The sequence below is a fragment of the Trueperaceae bacterium genome (assembly GCA_031581195.1).
GTDB lineage: Bacteria > Deinococcota > Deinococci > Deinococcales > Trueperaceae > SLSQ01.
Genome location: JAVLCF010000007.1, coordinates 1 through 17,993, shown reverse-complemented (window position 1 = coordinate 17,993; position 17,993 = coordinate 1). Strand labels below are relative to the sequence as shown.

Genomic DNA, 17,993 nt, shown 5'->3' with positions numbered 1-17,993 from the left:
CGTAGGAAAATGCAGACCGTTACACTTCGCGCTAACACTTTGGGTCATCGATTCCCATCGAGTCCCATCGTGTCCATCTTCGTTCCGATCGCCGTCGTTCCGCTCGGGGATGGCGACATCGGTTCTCAATCCAAGGAGGAGGTTCCATGAAACGCGGAATTACGTCGCTCGTCGCCATGATCGGCATCCTGGCTACGACGTTGGTGTGGGCACAGTCCGCCGACGAGCTGGTCATCGTGCGCCCCTCGGATCCGGTCTCGCTCGATGCGCAAGAGGAAACGACCGCGCCGGGCGCTTGGGTGTTCGGCAACGTCATCGAACCCCTCATCACCCTGAACGCCGACATGGAGATCGAAGGCCGCCTCGCGGAGCGGTGGGAGTTCGTGGACGACACGCGCTTGCGCTTCTACCTCCGCGAGGGCATCGAGTTCCACGACGGAACGCCGTTCAACGCCGAGGCCGTCAAGTTCACGTGGGATCGCTCGCTGTTCGCCGATCCCCCCGGCCGGTGGGCCAGCCTCGCCGGCCCCATCGCGTCCGTCGACGTGGTCGACGAATACACCGTCGACATCGTGGCGGAGAAGCCCTACGGTCCCCTTCTCCTCACCAGCACGATGGTGTACACCGGTGTCGTCAGCCCGGCCGCCGTCGAGCGGCTCGGCGAGGACTACGCCCGTAACCCCGTAGGAACGGGCCCGTTCAAGTTCGTCGAGTGGCGCACGAACGAGAGCATCACCCTCGAGGCCAACGACGACTACTGGCGCGGCCGCCCCGAACTCGACCGTGTCGTGTTCCGGACCGTGCCCGAAGCGGGTGCTCGCACCCTCGCCCTCCAATCGGGCGAGGCCGACATGCTGCTCAAGCCCAACCCCGCGGACCTGGCGTCGTTCGAGTCCAGCGAAGCCTTCGACGTGCACGCCGCCACGGGCTTGCGCGTGTTCTACCTCGGCTTCAACCTCGAGCGGGCTCCGCTCGACGAGCCGCTCGTTCGCCAAGCGATCGCGCACGCCATCGACGTGCCGGGCATCGTCGAGAACCTCTTGGAGGATGCGGCGACGGTGCCGACGAGCGTGATCTCGCCTGGGGTGCTCGGGTACGCCGACATGAACCTCGACGAACGCTACCCCTACGATCCCGACGCCGCGATCGCCCTCCTCGAGGAGGCCGGATTCACCCAGAACGACGCCGGCATCATGGAACGCGACGGCGAGGAACTCACGCTGCAGATGCTCCCCGCGGCAGGCCGCTACCTTCAGGACCAGGAGGTCGCCGAAGTCATCCAGGAGTTCCTGCGTCAGGCCGGGATCCAGGTCGAGCTCAACGTCTTCGAGTGGGCCACGACGTTCACGGAGTTGCGCGAAGATCCCCTGCAGTACGACATGTTCTCCTTCGGCTGGCTCACGACGACCGCCGACGCCGACTACACGATGTACTCCAACTTCCGTAGCGACCAGTTCCCCCCCGAGAGTTGGAACAGTTGGCGCTACGCCAACGACGAGGTGGACGAACTCCTAACCCAAGCGCGGGAGGAAACCGACGTCGCGACGCGCGAAGGCCTGTACGCCGACGTCCAGGCGATCCTCGCCGAGGACCTGCCCGCGGTGCCGATCTACAACACGATCGAAGTGACGGTCGTGGGAGCCGACGTGGAGGGGTTCGAACCCCACCCGATCGAGTACAACCTCGACCTGTACCCCGTGTCCAAGGCCGAGTAGGAGGAAGCGTTCGGTACCGGAGGGCCCCCGCCCTCCGGTACCGACCCCCATCATGTTGGCCTATCTCATCCGTCGAATCTTGCTTGCCGTCCCGATCCTCCTTGGCGTGGTCGCGGTCGTCGTGGCTTCGCTCGAGATCGTGCCTGGCGACCCCGTCGCACTGATGCTGGGCGAATTCGCGACCCCGGAATCGATCGAGGCCACGCGAACCGAGCTCGGCTTGGATCGTCCGCTCGTCGTGCGCTACGTCGACTACGTCGCCGGCGTGTTCCAAGGCGACTTGGGGACGTCCATCAAGGATCGACGTCCCGTCGCGACCATCATCGGTGAGACCCTGCCCGCGACCGCGCAATTGGCCGCCGTCGCGATTCTCGTCGCACTTGCCGTGGGCCTACCCCTCGGGGTCGCGTCGGCTGCCCGTCCCCACGGCGTCGTCGACAACGCCGTCCGCGTCCTGTCGCTCGCCGGACTCTCCATGCCGGTGTTCTGGACCGGGCTGGTCTTCATCGTGTTCTTCAGCGTGGAGCTCGGCTGGTTCCCCGTGGCGGGGCGGGGAACCTGGCGCCACTACGTCCTCCCCTCGGTCACGCTGGCGCTCCCTTCGATCGCGATTCTTGCGCGCATGACGCGCGCCAGCCTCCTCGAGGTGTTGCAGGAGGACTACGTCCGAACGGCCCGGAGCAAAGGGGTCGGCTCCCTGCAGATCCTCTACAAGCACGCCCTCCGCAACGCCCTGATCCCCGTCGTCACCGCGCTCGGGCTGCAACTCGGGCAGATGCTGGGGGGTGCGGTCTTGACGGAAACCGTCTTCTCGTGGCCCGGCCTGGGCCGCCTCACCGTCTTCGCCATCTTCAACCGCGACTACCTGCTGGTCCAAGGGGTCGTCCTCGTGCTGGCGACCGTCTACGTCACCGTCAACTTGCTCGTCGACGTCAGCTACGGGTTCCTCGATCCGCGCGTGAGGTACGCGTGAAGCGCGGTGCGTCCGATGCGTCGGCCCCCACGCGGGGAACGTGGAAGCGGTTCCGCCGCAATCGATTGGCGGTCGTCGCCCTCGGGATCGTGATCCTCACGGCCTTCGCGGCGCTCTTTGCACCGTGGATCGCTCCCCAGGATCCGGCGGCGCAAAGCCTCTTCGATCGCCGCGCCGCACCCGGGTCCGATTACCTCCTCGGCGCCGACGCCTTCGGCCGCGACATTCTCTCGCGCATCATCTACGGCGCCCGGGTCACGCTTCTCGTCAGCATTACGTCGGTCGGGATGGGCGTCGTGGTCGGAGGGGCGCTCGGCACGGTCGCGGGGTACGTCGGGGGCTGGGTCGACACCGTCGTCATGCGGCTCATGGACGTCCTTCTGGCCTTCCCCTACCTGTTGTTGGCGATCATCATCGTCAGTGCCTTGGGCCCGGGCCTGACGAACACCATCGTTGCGATCGGCATCTGGACGGTGCCCGCCTTCGCGCGAATCTCGCGTGGGTCGGTCGTCGTCCTGCGGGAGCGGGATTTCATCGGAGCGGCCCGCGCGCTGGGTGCGAACGACGTTCGGATCGTCGGCCGGCACGTCGCCCCCAATTTCGTCGCGACGTTGTTGGTGTACGGCAGCCTCTACCTCGCCTACGCCATCCTCATGGAGTCGGCCCTGTCCTTCCTCGGTCTCGGCGTACAACCGCCCACCCCGACGTGGGCCGGCATGATCGCTGCGGGTCGCGACTACATCACGAGCGCGCCGCACATCGCGCTCATTCCCGGCATCGCCATCGCGCTGGTCGTCGTCAGCTTCAACCTTCTCGGTGACGGACTCCGGGACGCCCTCGACGTGCGAAGCGACGGTTGATCCCCACCGTCTGACGGGGCCCGCTCCGGGCCGTCCACCGGACCCGCCCCGCGCGGGCTAGCATCGGTGCATGCGCGACGCGCCTCACCCTCGATGGGCCGCTCCCGTCACGACGCGTGCCGTCGCTGCGTTGGGAGCCGCCGCCCTCCTCGCGAGCGCCTGCGCGCAGGACCCGCCCGCCCTCGACCCCCGCTGCCGGCCCGGCGCGGCGCCCGACCCGACGCCCCTGCACGCCGTCCAGGGGCACGGCCCGACCTCCCCCCTCGAGAACCGCCGCGCCACGGTGCAGGGCGTCGTCACCGCCGCCTTCCAGGGCGACCCCACGGATCGGTTCCGGCGGGACCTCGGCGGGTTCTACCTGCACACGCCCCCCGGCCAGGACGACGGCGACCCCGCGACGTCGGAGGGCCTGTTCGTCGAGAGCGCCGCCTCGGTGTCGGTCGGCGCCGTCGTGCGCGCGGCCGGGACGATCACCGAGGCGTACGGCATGACGACGCTGACCGGCGTGCGCGAGGTCGTGGACTGCGGCGCGCGCGTCGCGCCCCCCGCGCCGGTCCCCCTCCGCCTCCCCGCCGACGACGCCGCCCGCGAGGCGCTCGAGGGCATGCCGGTCCGCCTCCCCCAAGCCCTCGCGATCGCCGAGTACTACAACTACGACCGGTTCGGCGAGGTCGTCCTCGCCCTCCCGCAGGAGGGCGCCGACCGCCCGATCCAGGCGACGCACCGCTTCGCCCCCGACGACCCCCGCGCCGCGGCCTGGGAGGCCGCCCAGGAACCCCGACGCATCACCCTCGACGACGGCCGCAACGACCAGAACCCCAGCCCCGTCCGGCACCCCGACGGCACCGTCTTCGGCCTCGAGCACCGCTTCCGGGGCGGCGACGCGGTGCGGGGCGCGACCGGCATGCTGCACTACGCCTACGGCGCCTGGCGGATCCACCCCACCGCCCCCGCGGAGCACCTCCGCCGCGCCCCCATTCCGTCGGCGCCCCCCGACGTGCGCGCCGCGGACGGGACGCCCCCCGACGTCGTCGTCGCCACCCTCAACGTCCAGAACTACTTCGTCGACGTCGGCGACGACTGCGGCCCGACCGGCGGGATGGAATGCCGCGGGGCGGACGACGCCCGCGAGCTGGCGCGCCAACGCGCCAAGCTCGTCGCCGCCCTCGCCGCCCTCGACGCCGACGTCCTCGGCCTCGTCGAACTGCAGAACGACCCGAACGACCGCGCCGCCGCCGACCTCGCCGCCGGCCTGCGCGACGCCACCGGCCACCCCTGGCGCCACGTCGCGGTCGGCGCGATGGGCACCGACGCGATCGCGCAGGCGGTCCTCTACCGCCCCGACGTCGTCGCGCCGGTCGGGACCCCCGCCGTCCTCGACGACGTCGCCTTCACCGACCCGCGCGCCACCGGCCGCGGCAAGAACCGTCCCGCCCTCGCCTGGAGCTTCGTGCCCGCCGACCGCTCCTCCGTCGGCGGAGGCGGGGCGGTGACGATCGTCGTGAACCACCTCAAGAGCAAGGGCTCGTCCTGCGGCGCCGGCGACGACGGACCGCTGCAGGGCTCCTGCGCCGGCACCCGCACCGACGGCGTCCGCGCCCTCCTCGCCTGGCTCGAGCAGGCCCCCACCGGCGTCGACGCCCCCTGGCTGGTGCTGGGGGACCTGAACGCCTACCCGAAGGAGGACCCCATCGCCGCGCTCCTCGCCGGGCCCGACGCGACCCCGAGGACGCCGGACGACCCCGTCGACCTCCTCGCGAGCGAGGGCCCCGACCCCGTCACGACCTTCGTGTTCGACGGGCGCTTCGGCCGGCTCGATCACGCCGTCGCGCACCCCGACCTGGCGACCGGGACGCCGGCCGGAGGGCCGCGCGTCACCGGCGCGGCGGTGTGGCCCATCAACGCCCCGGAGGTCGACCTCATCGATTACGACCTGACCTACAAGGGTCCCGCCGAGGCGGACCTGTACGCCCCCGATCCCTTCCGCGCCAGCGACCACGACCCGGTCCGGGTCGGGCTGGCCTTCGACGACGGCCCCTGACCTCCGGCGCGCCGTCGCGCGCGCCCACGCGTCGATGCGCGCGGGCGCCGGACGCCGCTGCGTCGAAACGCGACGGGGCGCGTCAGACGAGCGGCGTCCCCTCGAACGGGGCGACGTCGAGCCCGAGGAGGCGCGCCGCCGTGGCCGCCACGTCGGCCGCCTCCGCGCGCGGGACGACGCCCCCCTCGATGCGGGGCCCCGCAAGCAGCAGGAAGCGATCGTCGTCGGGATGGCCGGGACGCTTCCCGTGACTGCTCACCGCCGATGGCGTCGCCCACGGCCCGTCGGGCGCCTCCCCATCGTGCTCGAAGCTCACGCCGTCGGGCGCGAGAAACGACGACAGCACCCCCTGAAGGTCGTCGGGGAGGTACGCGGTCGGGTAGGCCTGCGCACCGACCTCCGCCAGGATGCCGGTCACGCGCTCACGCGTCGGCGCATCGGGGGTGAGCACGTGCAGCAGCCCCCCCTCGCTCACGAACGTCTCCCCCGGGAGCAGCACGTCGGGCCGCAACGCCCGCTCGACCGGCCCGTGGCCGTGATCGGAGAGGATCATCAGGTCGTACGCATCCTCGCGGCCGGCGTCACGCAGGCGCGCGAGCAGGTCCCCGATCAGGCCGTCCATCAGCGTCGTCGTCCACTGCGAGAGGGGCGTGTCGTACCCGCTGCGGTGCTGCACCGTGTCGGTCATCAGCAGCTCGGTGACGATCAGGTCGGGGGCGTCGTCGCTCGTCGCGAGCGCCCCGACCCACTCCGCGACCCGACGGTCGCCGAGAAACCCCGCCATCGCCGCCACGCTCGCATCGTCCAGGTCCAGCGCATCGAACGCATCCGGGACGCCGGCCTTCGCGGCGGCCTCGGCCAGCGCCCCGCTCGGGTCGAGCGTGCCCGCGACGTTCTCCCAGCCGTTCGCGAGCGGTTCGGGGCGCGCGTCCCGCGCGCGCTGCACGAACGAACCCACCCACCACGGGTGCGCGAACACGTCGACGTCCTCGGGACGCACCATGCCCATCCCGACGGCTGCGGTCGTCGACCCCGCCTCCCGCGCGAGGCGGGGCAGCGTCGGGAGGCGCACGTCGTACGGGCTCGCGTACCGGAACGCTCCGTGCGCCTCGTCGAGCAGGCGGTTCCCGTAGACCCCGTTGCGCCGCGCGGGGGCGCCCGTCAGGATCGACGCGCGCCCCGGGAGCGACGTCCCCGGCACGGCGGCGGACAGGCGCTCCACGACCAACCCGGAGGCCGCGAGCGACGCCAGGTTCGCCAGGCGCCCACGACGAATCCGGAAGGTATCCGCCGACACCCCATCGATCATCACGAGGATCAATCCCGCCATCCGATCAGCCGATCTCGAGGGCGTCGGGACGGAAGTCCAGGAAGAAGTTGGGGTGCGGGCGCCACCGCACGTCGCTCCGCATGCCGTAGAACTCCACGCTCTGGTACAGCGGGGTGAACGGCACGTCGCGATCGAGGATGTCGGCGATCGCGCGGTAGTTCCGGTACCGCACGTCCTCGTCGAGGGTCGACGCCGCCTCCCGCGCGAGCGCCTTGAAGCGGTCCGACGCCGGGTAGTACTGCGCGATCCAGTTCTCCGCGAGGTACTCGGCGATGAAGCCGGTCGCGGGGTCGCCCCCCGTCCCGAAGCTCTGCAGCGTCGCGACGTTGGCGCGCGCGAAGCTGCGCTCCGCCCACTGCGCCAGCTCGAGCGGTTCGTACTCGACGTTCACCCCGATGGCCTGCCACATCTCGTTGATGGCATCGGTGACCAGACGCCCGTTCGTGTAGTACGTCGCGGGCGGCGTGAAGGCCAGCGGTTCCCCCGCGTACCCCGCCGCATCGAGCGCCGCCGTGGCGGCGTCGGGTTCAAAGGGGAACGGGGCGCGGTCGGGGTCGTACCCGAACTCGCTCGGCAGGTAGTAGTCCCGCATGACCGCCACCCGGCCGCCCCACAGGGCATCGGCGATCAGGCCGCGATCGATCCCGAGCGCAAGGGCGCGGCGGACGTCCGGGTTCGCCGTGACGCCCTCGACGGTGTTGAAGTAGACGTGCATGAAGTTGTACAGCAGCACGTCGGCCACCTGCAGGTCCGCCGTGCGCTCCACCTGCCCCAGGAGGTCGGGGGGGAGGGTCGTGGCGACATCGATTTCGCCCGCCTGCAACGCCGCGACGCGCGTCGCGTTCTCCGGGATCAGGTTCAGCGTCAACTCCGAGAGCGGCGGCGTGCCCATCCAGTAGTCCTCGTGGGCGGTGAAGGTCACCGAACTCCCGACGTCCCACGCCTCCACCTTGTACGGCCCCGCCCCGATCGGCGCGGTCTGGACCGCATCGAACCCCGCGGCCTCGACCGCCGCACGCGGCATGATCGCCACGAACGGCGTCGCGATGCGGCGCGGCAGCAACGGATCGCGGGTCGGCGTCACGATCTCGATCTGCAGCGGACCGGTAGCGCGCACCTCGCGGACGTAGGGCGTGAAGGTCGGACGGATCGCGCTCTCGTACTCGCTGAACAGCAGCCGCTCGAGGCTGAACACCACGTCGTCCGCCGTCATGACGCTCCCGTCGTGGAAGCGGACCCCCTCACGCAGGTCGAAGCGCCAGGTCGTCCCGTCCGCGACCCAGGAGGTGGCGAGCATGGGGATCAGCGACCCGTCGAGGTCCTTGCGGACGAGCTGATCGAACGCCAGGCCGTAGTAGCGGTTGCCGACGATCGAGCCGGCCTGGTGGTGCGGATCCCAACTCGCGATTTCGGCGTTGATGCCGACCCGCAACGCGGGCCGCATCGCTTGCGCGAAGGTGGGGAACGGACCGACGCCGGCGGCGGCGCCGGCGGCGGCGACCCCCTTGAGGAAGTTTCGGCGGGGCATGCGCAGGGTCATGACGTCTCCAAACGGTTCCGGGAACGAGGGCGACTCAAAGCTCGGTACGGACGTCGAGACGATCCCGGAAGTCATCGCCGAGAACGCCGACCGAGACGGTGACGAGCACGAGGAACGCGCCGGGGACGGTGGCGACCCACCAGGCGCGCGACAGGTACTCGCGGCCCTCCCCGATCATGGTTCCCCAGGAGGGGGCGGGCGGTGGAAGGCCGATGCCGAGAAACCCGAGGGCGCTCTCGAACAGGATGAGGTTGCCGATCCCGAGGGTCGCGAGGACCGCAATGGGGGCCGCGAGGTTGGGCAGCAGGTGGCGCAGCATCACGTGCACGTCGCGCCCTCCGAGGGCGCGTGCGGCCAGCACGAACTCCTGCTCGCGAAGGGCCAGCGTGACGCCGCGCGCCACGCGGGCGTACGGGGGCCATGCGGCGAGCGCGGCGAGCGCGACGAGGATGGGCAGGGAACTGCCGAACACCAACGCGATCGCGATGGCCAGCAGGAGGAAGGGGAGGGCGAGCTGGACGTCGACGAGGAAGGTCACGAGGGTGTCGAGCGGCCGTCCGTACGCGAAGCCCGCCGCAAGGCCGGCGAGCGTCCCGACGCCGCCCCCGACCACCGTCGCGGTGACGCTGACGAGCAACGAGACGCGCGCACCGTACAGGACGCGCGCGAGCACGTCGCGCCCCAACGGATCGGTCCCGAGCGGGTGGGCCCACGACCCCCCCGCGAACACCGGCGGTTGGAGGCGGGCGAGGAGGCGCGTCTCGGTCGGGTCGACCGACCACACGACCGGACCGACGGCCGCGGCCGCCACGACCGCCGCGAGCGTCGCCGCGGCGACGGCGGTGCGCGCCCCCACGCGCCTCACGGCGCCACCTCGACGCGCGGGTCGAGCACGGCGTAACTCAGGTCCACGAGGAGGTTCATCACGACGAATGCGGTGCCCGAGAGCAGCACCACCGTCTGAACGATCGCGAAGTCGCGCCCACCGATCGCCTCGACGGCCAGGCTGCCCACCCCGGGCCACGCGAAGACCGTCTCGACGATCACGGCCCCCCCGATCAGGTTCGCGAGCTGCAGCCCGAGGATCGTCACGACGGGGATCAACGCGGTCCGAAGGGCGTGTCGGGTCACCACGCGACCGACGGGGAGGCCTTTGGCGTGCGCGGTCCGCACGTAGTCCTGGTGAAGCACCTCCAGGAGCGAGGCGCGGACGAGGCGGAGCAACAACGCCAAAGGAAGCAACGTCAGGGTGGCGACCGGGAGCACGTAGTGCTGGAGCGTGGCGTCCCCGAACGTCGGGAGCCAGCGGAGCACCACCCCGAAGACGAGGATGCCGACGATGCCGACGAAGAACGACGGGAGCGACTGCAGCGTGAGGCTCAGGTCCCGCACCGCGCGGTCGAAGGGGGTGTCGCGACGCAACGCCGCGAACACCCCGAGCGGTCCCGCCACCAGGATGGCCGCCGCGAACGCGGCCGCCCCGAGGCGGAGCGTGGCGGGGACGCGTTCGGCGACGACGGCGAGCGCGGGGCGGTTGTAGACCAGCGACGTCCCGAAATCGCCGCGGAGCAGATCCCCGAGGTAGAGCCCGAACTGCACGGGGAGCGGCCGGTCGAGCCCCAGGCGGGCGCGCATGGCGAGCACGTCGTCCACGGTGGCCCCCTGCGGCAGCAGCAACGCCACCGGGTCGCCGGTCGCGCGCCCCAGGGCGAAGGTGAGCGCGACGACGGCGATCAGGGTGGCGACGCCGCGGACCGTCCGCACCGCAAGGAACCGCATCATGGCGCGAGTGTCGCCGGCCCCCATCAGGGGCGCGTCACCCGCCCGTCAGGGGTGCGTCACGCTCCGTCGCATCCGGTCGGGGGGTCGCCCGGAGCCCCGTGGAGCGCGAGGCGGAGCGGGCCCGACCCGTCCTCAGCGCGGAGGTGCGCTCCACGCGGGCCAGCTCGCTAACGCCCGGAGGCGGGGGTTCTTCTTCTTCGCGTGCCGTTCCATCCGCCGCAGGACGTCGTCGAGGAGGGCCACGGCGCGCTCCTGGTAGCGGCCCTTGTTCAGCAGGACGACCTCCGCCCGGTCGGCCATCGCCGCGTCGGTGATCTCCGCGCGCGAGGGGAGGCCGGTCTTCGCCAGCGACTCCAACACCTGCGTGGCCCACACGACCGGCACGTGCGCCGCTTCGCACACCCAGAGGAGCTCCTCCTGGATCTCCGCCAGGCGTTCGAAGCCGATGTCGACCGCCAGGTCGCCGCGCGCGATCATCGCGCCGAACGCTCCGCCCCGCAGCCCCTGCGCCAGGATCTCCGGGAGCGCCGCGACCGCCTCCCCTGTCTCGATCTTCGCGACCAGGGCGGGCGGGGCGTCCGCCCCCCACGACGCCGTGGCGTCCTGGAGCCAGGCGACGTCGTCGGGGCTCCGCACGAACGAGAGGCCGACGACGTCGACGTGCCCCGCCAGCGCCTCGAGCGCCGCGCGGTCGGCGTCGGTCGGGAACGGCAACGGCAACGCCACGCCCCGCACCCCGACGCTCTTGTTCGGGCGGATGCGGTCGCCCCCCTCGCGCGCGTGCGTCACCTCCAGCGTGAGGGCGTCGGGCCCGCGGGTCCGGACCCGCGTCTCGACCCGCCCGTCGTCGAAGGCGACCGTCGCGCCGACCGGGATCGCATCGAGCGCCTCCGGGACCGACACCCCCACGTCGCGCGGCTTCGATGGCGCACGGTGGAGCTGCACCGTCTCGCCCGGACGAAGCCGCTTCGTGCGTTGCTCCATGCGCGTCCGGAGGCCGGCGCCGGGGAGGTCCAACAGGATCCGTACCTGCGCGCCCCGCGCCCTCGCTTCGCCGCGGACGACGTCGACCATGCCGCGCCAGGTGGTGGGGTCGTCGTGCGCGGCGTTGATGCGGACCAGGTCGGTGCCGGCGTCCAGGAGCCGCCCGACGTGCGCCGCGAGGTCGTCGCGGCGCCCGTCCAGGGTGACGAGGATGCGGGTGGTGCGCTCCCCCCGCGCGGGCCCCGCGAGCGCCTCGAGGGCGGCGTCGAGGTGGGCGGACCCCGCCCGCATGGCGGCCGGGTCGGGCCGGGCTTCGGCGGCGCGGGCGTCGCCCAGGATCGCCGCGAGGCTGGCGCGGATCGCATCGAGGTTCGCCAGCACCCGCGGCTCCGCCCGCCCGAGCGACGACAACCCCAGCTCCGACAGGCGGTCCTGCAGGTCGCGAAGGTCGTAACGGCGCAACGCCAGGTAGTGCGCCAGGTTGCGCAACGACGCACGGCGCGGCTCCGGGACGGCGTCCGCACCCCAGCGCGCGAGCGTCGCCTCCGCCTGCGCCACCACCTGCTCGCGGACCGCATCCAGCTCGACGCGGAGCGACGCGAGGTCGCCTGGAGCCATACCCCTGCGCCTCCCTTCCGGGGGCGGCCGCCCGCGCGCCGCCCGGCCCCCCGAGTGTGGCGGTCGCCCGTCAGCGCACCGTCACGGCGCGCGAACGTTCGCGCCGCTTGACGCGGCGGCCGGCAAGGACGATACTTCCCCCAACGCAACGCGTCGAGACGTCGTTCCCCGGGTCCGCCCGGGCCCTTGGCGTCGTGGACCGTTGCCCCTCGCGCCACCGCCACGGGGTGGGGCGAGGGGACGACCCCCTTCCCGTGGCGACCGACACCCTGGAGGTATGGCATGACCCAGTCCACCCGACGTCTTCTCGCCGCGCTCGCCGCCGTTCTGACCCTGGTGGCCGGCGCCGCCTTCGCGCAGACCGAACTGCGCATGACCTGGTACGACGACGGCTCCGAATCCGAAGTCATGAGCGAACTCGTCGAGCGCTTCGAGGCCGAGAACCCCGACATCGACGTCGTCATCGACGTCGTGCCGTACTCGAGCGGCATCCTCGAGTCGCTGCCGCTGCAGCTGGCCTCCGGGCAGGGCCCCGACGTCGCCCGCGTCACCGACCTGGGCGGCCTGCAGGAGTACTTCCTCGACCTGCGCCCCTACCTCGACGACCCCGGCTACTGGGACGCCAACTTCGGGCCGTTCCACGACTGGATGCGCCCCGACGGCTCCGACGCCATCCCCGGCTTCATGACGCAGTTGACGGTCACCGGCCCCTACGTCAACGCCACCCTGTTCGAGCAGGCCGGCGTCGAGATGCCCGGCGAGGGCGCGACGTGGGAGGACTGGGCGGCGGCGACCAACGAGGTGGCCGACGCGACCGGCGTCTTCGCGATGGCGATGGACCGCACCGGGCACCGCCTGGCCGGCCCCGCGATCAGCATGGGCGCGCAGTACTTCGACGAGAACGGCGACCCGGTCGTCACCGACGACGGCTTCCGCCGCATGGCGGAACTGATGGTCGACTGGCACGCCGACGGCACCATGATCCCCGACGTGTGGATCGGTTCGCAGGGCAGCTACGTCGCCGGCAACGAACAGTTCGTCAACGGCCAGGTGGCGCTCTACATGTCCGGCAGCTGGCAGATCGGTCAGTTCACCGAACTGATCGGGGACGCCTTCGACTGGAAGGCCGTGCCGAACCCCTGCGGCCCCAGTGGCGCCTGCACCGGCATGCCCGGCGGCGCGGCCCTCGTCGGCATCGCCGACACCGACCACCCCGAAGAGGTCGCGCGCCTGATGGACTTCCTGGCGCAGGAGGAGCAGCTCGCGGAGTTCTACGGCCGCACGCTGTTCATCCCCGGCCACCTCGGCCTCGCCGAGGGCGGCGTCGACTTCGACGCCGACCTGCCCGCGACGCAGGACGCCCTGTCGCAGTTCGCGGCGGAGGTGCCCAAGCTCGCCGACGCGGCGTACGCCCTGCAGGGCTACCAGTACAACCGCGTCGTGTTCGACGCCACCCGCGACCGCCTCACGCAGGTGTTCGTCGGGGAGCTGACGCTCGACCAGGCGATCGAACGCATGCAGCGCGACATCGACGAACAGATCGCCGACGCCCAGTAAACTGACGACGATCGCAGGCCGGACGCCCGCCCCCACCCCGGGGTCGGGCCTCCGGCCTCCCCCGTGCCGAGCTCCGCGGGACCGCGCGTCCCGACCGCGTCGAAAGGTCGCCCTTGAACCGCTCCGCCGCCCCCGCCCCGCGCCCGCGCCGGCCCACGCCCGGTGGTGCGGCCTTCGGGGTCTTCGCCGTCGCCATGACGGTGCTCGGATGGCTGATCGAGCCCATCCAACGCCTCATCGGCGTGCGCCGCATGCCGTGGATCTTCCTGCTTCCCAATCTCGCGATCTTCGGGGTGTTCATCCTCTTCCCGATGGTCATGAACTTCTACTACGCCTTCACCGGCGGCACCGCGCTCTATCCCCTCGAACGCCCGTTCGTCGGCACCGAGAACTTCGAACGGATCTACGCCTGCGGTAACTATTTGGATCCCGCGACCTGCAACGAGGACCTCTTCTGGCGGGCGGTGTGGAACAGCTTCACGTTCGTCGCCTTCCACGTCGCCGGCCTCGTGTTCTTCGCGCTCATCACCGCGCTCGTCCTCAACGCCCGCATCGTGGCGCGCGGTTTCTTCCGAAGCGTGTACTTCTATCCCGTGCTGTTGTCCCCCGTCGTGGTGGGGTTGATCTGGAAGTGGATCCTGCAGCGCGACGGGGTCCTCAACGGCATCCTCGTCAGCCTCGGGTTCGACCGGACGTTGTTCCTGCTGAACGCCGACTGGTCGATGTTCTGGGTCATCGTCGTCACCATCTGGGCCAACATGGGCTTCCACACCCTCATCCTGCTGGCGGGCCTGCAGTCGATCCCGAAGGAGCTCTACGACGCCGGCGCGATCGACGGCACCGGGCCGCTGCAGAGCTTCTGGCACATCACCCTCCCGCTGTTGATGCCGAACGTCGTCGTCGTGCTGGTGCTCGCCATGATCCGGGCGGTGCAGATGTTCGACCTCGTGTACGTCCTCACCGGCGGCGGGCCGGGCAGCGCGACGTTGTTGATGGTGCAGTACATCTACGAGGTCGGCTTCGCCAGCCAGATCCAACGCTTCGGCCTCGCCGCCTCGGCGTCGGTGACGTTGGGCGTCGTGCTGCTGATCATCACCCTCGTTCAGTTGCGCCTCACGCGCGGAAGCGAGTCCCACCTTGCGTAGCCTCGGCGCCCTCCTCAAGCTCCGCCGCGGCCGCCGCGGCCCGCAGGGCCGCCGGACCCTGCACCTGACCGACTGGCTGGCGTACGGCTACCTGGCGATCGGCATCGTCGTGATGTTCGGGCCCGTCCTGTGGCTGGTCGCCTCGAGCTTCAAGACCCCCGCCGGCCTGCTCGAGTTCCCCCCCACCGCCCTGCCCTACGCCCAAACCACCGTCGACGTCGAGGGGTACGACGAGCCGCTCCCCCTCTTCGACGTCACCTTCGAGGACGGCACCGAACGCCGCATGGCGCAGGTGCGACGCATCGGCATCGAAGCGAGCATGGTCGACCCCGACGCGCCGGGTGACCCGATCACGGTCAACATCGAGCAACGCGAACAGGTCCGCGAACTGCGGCTGGCGTGGGAGAACTACGTCGATCCGCTGCAGCGCTTCAACTTCCTGACCTACCTCCGCAACAGCGTCGTCGTCACCGTCGTCGCGACGATCGTCACGCTCCTCGCGAACAGCATGGCGGCGTTCGGGCTGTCGAAGTACAAGTTCCGGGGCCGCAACGCGGTGTTCCTGTTGATCATCGGCACCCTGATGATCCCGCTCAGCGTGATCCTGGTGCCCGTCTACCTCGTCATCACCGAGGTCGGCTGGGTCAACAACCTCTGGGGCGTCATCATCCCCGGCGCCGCCACCCCGACCGGCGTGTTCCTCCTGCGCCAGTACATGCTCACGATCCCCGACCAACTCCTCGACGCCGGCCGCATCGACGGCGCGTCGGAGTGGCGCCTCTACTGGCAGATCGTCCTGCCGCTCTCCGCCCCGGCGATGGCGGTCCTGGCGATCTTCTCCGTCATGTGGCGTTGGAACGACTTCCTGTGGCCGTTGATCGTCCTCACCCGCAGCGAACTGTTCACCCTCCAGGTCGGCCTGAACGCCTTCCAGGGGGAACTGAACGTCCAGTGGCACTACGTCCTCGCGATGACGGTCCTCACGCTGTTGCCGATCACGATGGTGTTCGCCTTCCTGCAGCGCTTCATCACCACCGGCATCGCCTCCAGCGGCGTCAAGCAGTGACGCGGAAAGGAAGGACGTGAACGACGACCCCACGAGCCCCGACGGGACCGCCGGCGACGAATCCGCCCGCCTCGCGCGCCAGTGGGCGCGCGAGCGCGCCCCCGAGGCCGCCGGCCTCGGCGCGCCCCCCCGCGAGGGGGTGCACGGCGCCCGCCTCCCGACCCGGCACCTCCGCGTCGAGGGGATCGACGGTGCCACCCTCCACCTCGCCGCCCGGCACGGTCCCGCCCGCGTCGCGCTGACCTTCGCCGACCACGACCGCCTGCGCCTCGAGGTCCACCCGACCGGTACGCCCGCCCAGGAGCGCACCTGGATGGTCGTCGGCGAGGGGGGCGACGTGCCGTACGAGGGCCGCGACCGGCGCGACCTGACGCGGTTCCCCCGGCCCGCGATCACCGAGGCGGGCGACGGGGCGGGCGACGGGGCGGGCGTGGTGCTCGACGCGCGCGACGCCGACCTCGACCCGCGCGAGGGGCGCCCCCACGTCACGCTGCGCAGCGACGCGCTCGAGGTGCGCGTCGACCTGGCGCCGTTCGCCCTCACGATCCACCGGGCCGACGGCACCCTCGTCTGGCGCGACCTCCCCACCGGCGCGCACGGGCACCTGCCCGGGCGCGGCGTGCGCTGGCACTGGCGGCGCGACGACGCGGAGGTCCTCTACGGGCTCGGGGAGGCCAGCGGTCCGCTGGACCGCGCCCGCCGCCGCTTCCGCCTCCGTCCGCTCGACGCGCTCGCCTACGACGCGGAGACCGGCGATCCGCTCTACAAGCACCTCCCGGTCCTGACGACCCTCGCGCCGGACGGGCGCGCTTCGTCGTGGCTGGTCGATTCCGGCGCGGTGATCGTGGCCGACCTCGGGGCGGAGGTCGACAACTACCACGGGCCCTACCGCCACCTCGAGGTGATGGAGGAGAGTCTGGACGCCTGGTTCCTGGCGGGCCCCACCCTCGAGGACGTCGCGCACGGCCTGGCGGACCTGACCGGCACGCCGCCCGTCCCGCCCCGCTGGACGCTCGGGTACCTGGCGTCGACGATGCACTACACCGACGCGGAGGACCCCGTCGCCGCCCTGCGCGGGTTCGTGGACGACCTCGAGCGGCACGACGTCCACGCCGCCGCCCTGCACCTCAGCAGCGGCTACTCGCTGCACGACGACGGCCTGCGCTACGTCTTCCACTGGAACGACCGGCGGGTCCCCGACCCGCCCGCCCTCCTGGACGTCCTGAACGACGCGGGGATCCGCAGCATCGCCAACCTGAAGCCGGCGCTGCTGACGAGCCACCCGGAGTTCGAGGATCTCGCCGCGCGCGGCCTGCTGGTCCGCAACGCCGCGGCGCTCGGGACCCGCCGGCGCGACGGCCCGCCCGCCGACGACGAGGCGGACCCCGACGGGCCGTACCTGTCGCGCTTCTGGGGGGGCGAGGGCGGCTACCTCGATTTCGGGCATCCCGACGCGGTCGCCTGGTGGAAGGCCCGCGTCCGGGAACGCATCCTGGACGTCGGCACCACCATCGCCTGGAACGACAACAACGAGTACCAGATCTGGGATCCGGGGGCGCGCAGCGCCCTCGGCCCGACCCGCGGCCTGCGGCCGGTCCTGGCGACGTTGATGAACAAGGCGACGTTCGAGGCGCAACGCGAGCACGCCCCCGACGCGCGCCCCTGGACGCTGACGCGCAGCGGCATGCCGGGCACCTGGCGGTACGCGCAGACGTGGACGGGCGACAACCACACCGACTGGCACACCCTGCGCTACAACGTCCCGCAGGGCCTCAACCTGTCCCTGTCGGGCTGGGCGTCGTACGGGCACGACGTCGGCGGGTTCGCCGGCCCGATGCCGGACCCGGAGTTGTTGGTGCGCTGGATCGAGCACGGCGTCGCCATGCCGCGCTTCACGATCCACTCCTGGAACGAGGACGGCAGCGTCACGGAACCGTGGAGCCACCCCGAGGTCCTGCCCCAGGTCCGGCGGTTGCTGGAGCTGCGCGACCGTCTGGTCGGCTACCTCGACACCGCCTTCCGCGCGGCGGCGACCGACGGCACCCCGATCACGCGCCCGCTCGCCTACGCCTTCCCGACCTGGCGGCCCGGCCACCGGGAGGACCTCGTGCACCTGCTCGGGCCGGCCCTCCTCGTCGCGCCCGTCGTCACCCCCGGCGCGACCGAGCGCGAGGTGCGCCTCCCGCCCGGCCGCTGGTGGGAGCTCGCCACCGGCCGCGTGCACGCCGGCGACGGCGTCGACGGCCGTGACGGGCGGATCACGGCCGCCACCCCGCTCGGGACCCCCGCCTGGTTCCTGCGGGCCGGCGTCGCCCTCCCGCTCCTCGGGCCCGAGGGCCGCGCGGCGCTGGGGATCAGCGAGGGGTTCTTCCGCGTCTCGGT

The 17,993-nt window shown here is 71.7% G+C and carries 13 protein-coding genes; 8 read left to right on the top strand and 5 right to left on the bottom strand.

Annotated elements, in window-relative coordinates:
* Positions 1 to 146 precede the first annotated feature (146 nt).
* The 4 genes from RI554_01370 (at position 147) to RI554_01355 (ending at position 5,589) form a co-directional block, all read left to right on the top strand.
* Positions 147 to 1,715 (top strand): ABC transporter substrate-binding protein, encoded by a 1,569-nt coding sequence (locus RI554_01370; GenBank protein ID MDR9390660.1) that lies wholly within the window; start codon positions 147 to 149, stop codon positions 1,713 to 1,715.
* A gap of 52 nt (positions 1,716 to 1,767) precedes the next feature.
* Complete coding sequence (locus RI554_01365; GenBank protein ID MDR9390659.1) at positions 1,768 to 2,688, top strand: ABC transporter permease; 921 nt, start codon at positions 1,768 to 1,770, stop codon at positions 2,686 to 2,688.
* Positions 2,685 to 3,548 (top strand): ABC transporter permease, encoded by an 864-nt coding sequence (locus RI554_01360; GenBank protein MDR9390658.1) that lies wholly within the window; start codon positions 2,685 to 2,687, stop codon positions 3,546 to 3,548. The genes RI554_01365 and RI554_01360 overlap by 4 nt, the downstream gene beginning before the upstream one ends.
* A 70-nt stretch (positions 3,549 to 3,618) precedes the next feature.
* Positions 3,619 to 5,589 (top strand): ExeM/NucH family extracellular endonuclease, encoded by a 1,971-nt coding sequence (locus tag RI554_01355; GenBank protein ID MDR9390657.1) that lies wholly within the window; start codon positions 3,619 to 3,621, stop codon positions 5,587 to 5,589.
* 82 nt (positions 5,590 to 5,671) lie between these two features.
* On the opposite strand, the gene RI554_01350 is transcribed toward RI554_01355, so the two are convergent.
* From RI554_01350 to RI554_01330, 5 genes are all read right to left on the bottom strand, one after another.
* Entirely contained in the window at positions 5,672 to 6,919 is a 1,248-nt protein-coding gene (locus RI554_01350; GenBank protein ID MDR9390656.1) for an alkaline phosphatase family protein, read from the bottom strand.
* 4 nt (positions 6,920 to 6,923) lie between these two features.
* Positions 6,924 to 8,459, bottom strand: a complete 1,536-nt coding sequence (locus tag RI554_01345) for an ABC transporter substrate-binding protein (protein MDR9390655.1) — start codon at positions 8,457 to 8,459, stop codon at positions 6,924 to 6,926.
* 34 nt (positions 8,460 to 8,493) lie between these two features.
* A complete protein-coding gene (locus tag RI554_01340) occupies positions 8,494 to 9,324 on the bottom strand; it encodes an ABC transporter permease (GenBank protein ID MDR9390654.1) in 831 nt (276 codons plus the stop codon).
* Entirely contained in the window at positions 9,321 to 10,241 is a 921-nt protein-coding gene (locus RI554_01335; GenBank protein MDR9390653.1) for an ABC transporter permease, read from the bottom strand. The genes RI554_01340 and RI554_01335 overlap by 4 nt, the downstream gene beginning before the upstream one ends.
* Before the next feature lie 132 nt (positions 10,242 to 10,373).
* Positions 10,374 to 11,843, bottom strand: a complete 1,470-nt coding sequence (locus RI554_01330; protein ID MDR9390652.1) for a pyruvate kinase — start codon at positions 11,841 to 11,843, stop codon at positions 10,374 to 10,376.
* A 282-nt stretch (positions 11,844 to 12,125) separates the two neighbouring features.
* On the opposite strand from RI554_01330, the gene RI554_01325 reads away from it, so the two are divergent.
* The 4 genes from RI554_01325 to RI554_01310 form a co-directional block, all read left to right on the top strand.
* Complete coding sequence (locus RI554_01325; protein ID MDR9390651.1) at positions 12,126 to 13,400, top strand: ABC transporter substrate-binding protein; 1,275 nt, start codon at positions 12,126 to 12,128, stop codon at positions 13,398 to 13,400.
* A gap of 194 nt (positions 13,401 to 13,594) precedes the next feature.
* Entirely contained in the window at positions 13,595 to 14,545 is a 951-nt protein-coding gene (locus tag RI554_01320) for a sugar ABC transporter permease (GenBank protein MDR9390650.1), read from the top strand.
* Positions 14,538 to 15,611, top strand: a complete 1,074-nt coding sequence (locus tag RI554_01315; GenBank protein MDR9390649.1) for a carbohydrate ABC transporter permease — start codon at positions 14,538 to 14,540, stop codon at positions 15,609 to 15,611. The genes RI554_01320 and RI554_01315 overlap by 8 nt, the downstream gene beginning before the upstream one ends.
* A gap of 16 nt (positions 15,612 to 15,627) precedes the next feature.
* On the top strand, positions 15,628 to 17,993 hold a 2,366-nt coding region (locus RI554_01310; protein ID MDR9390648.1), incomplete at its 3' end, for a glycoside hydrolase family 31 protein.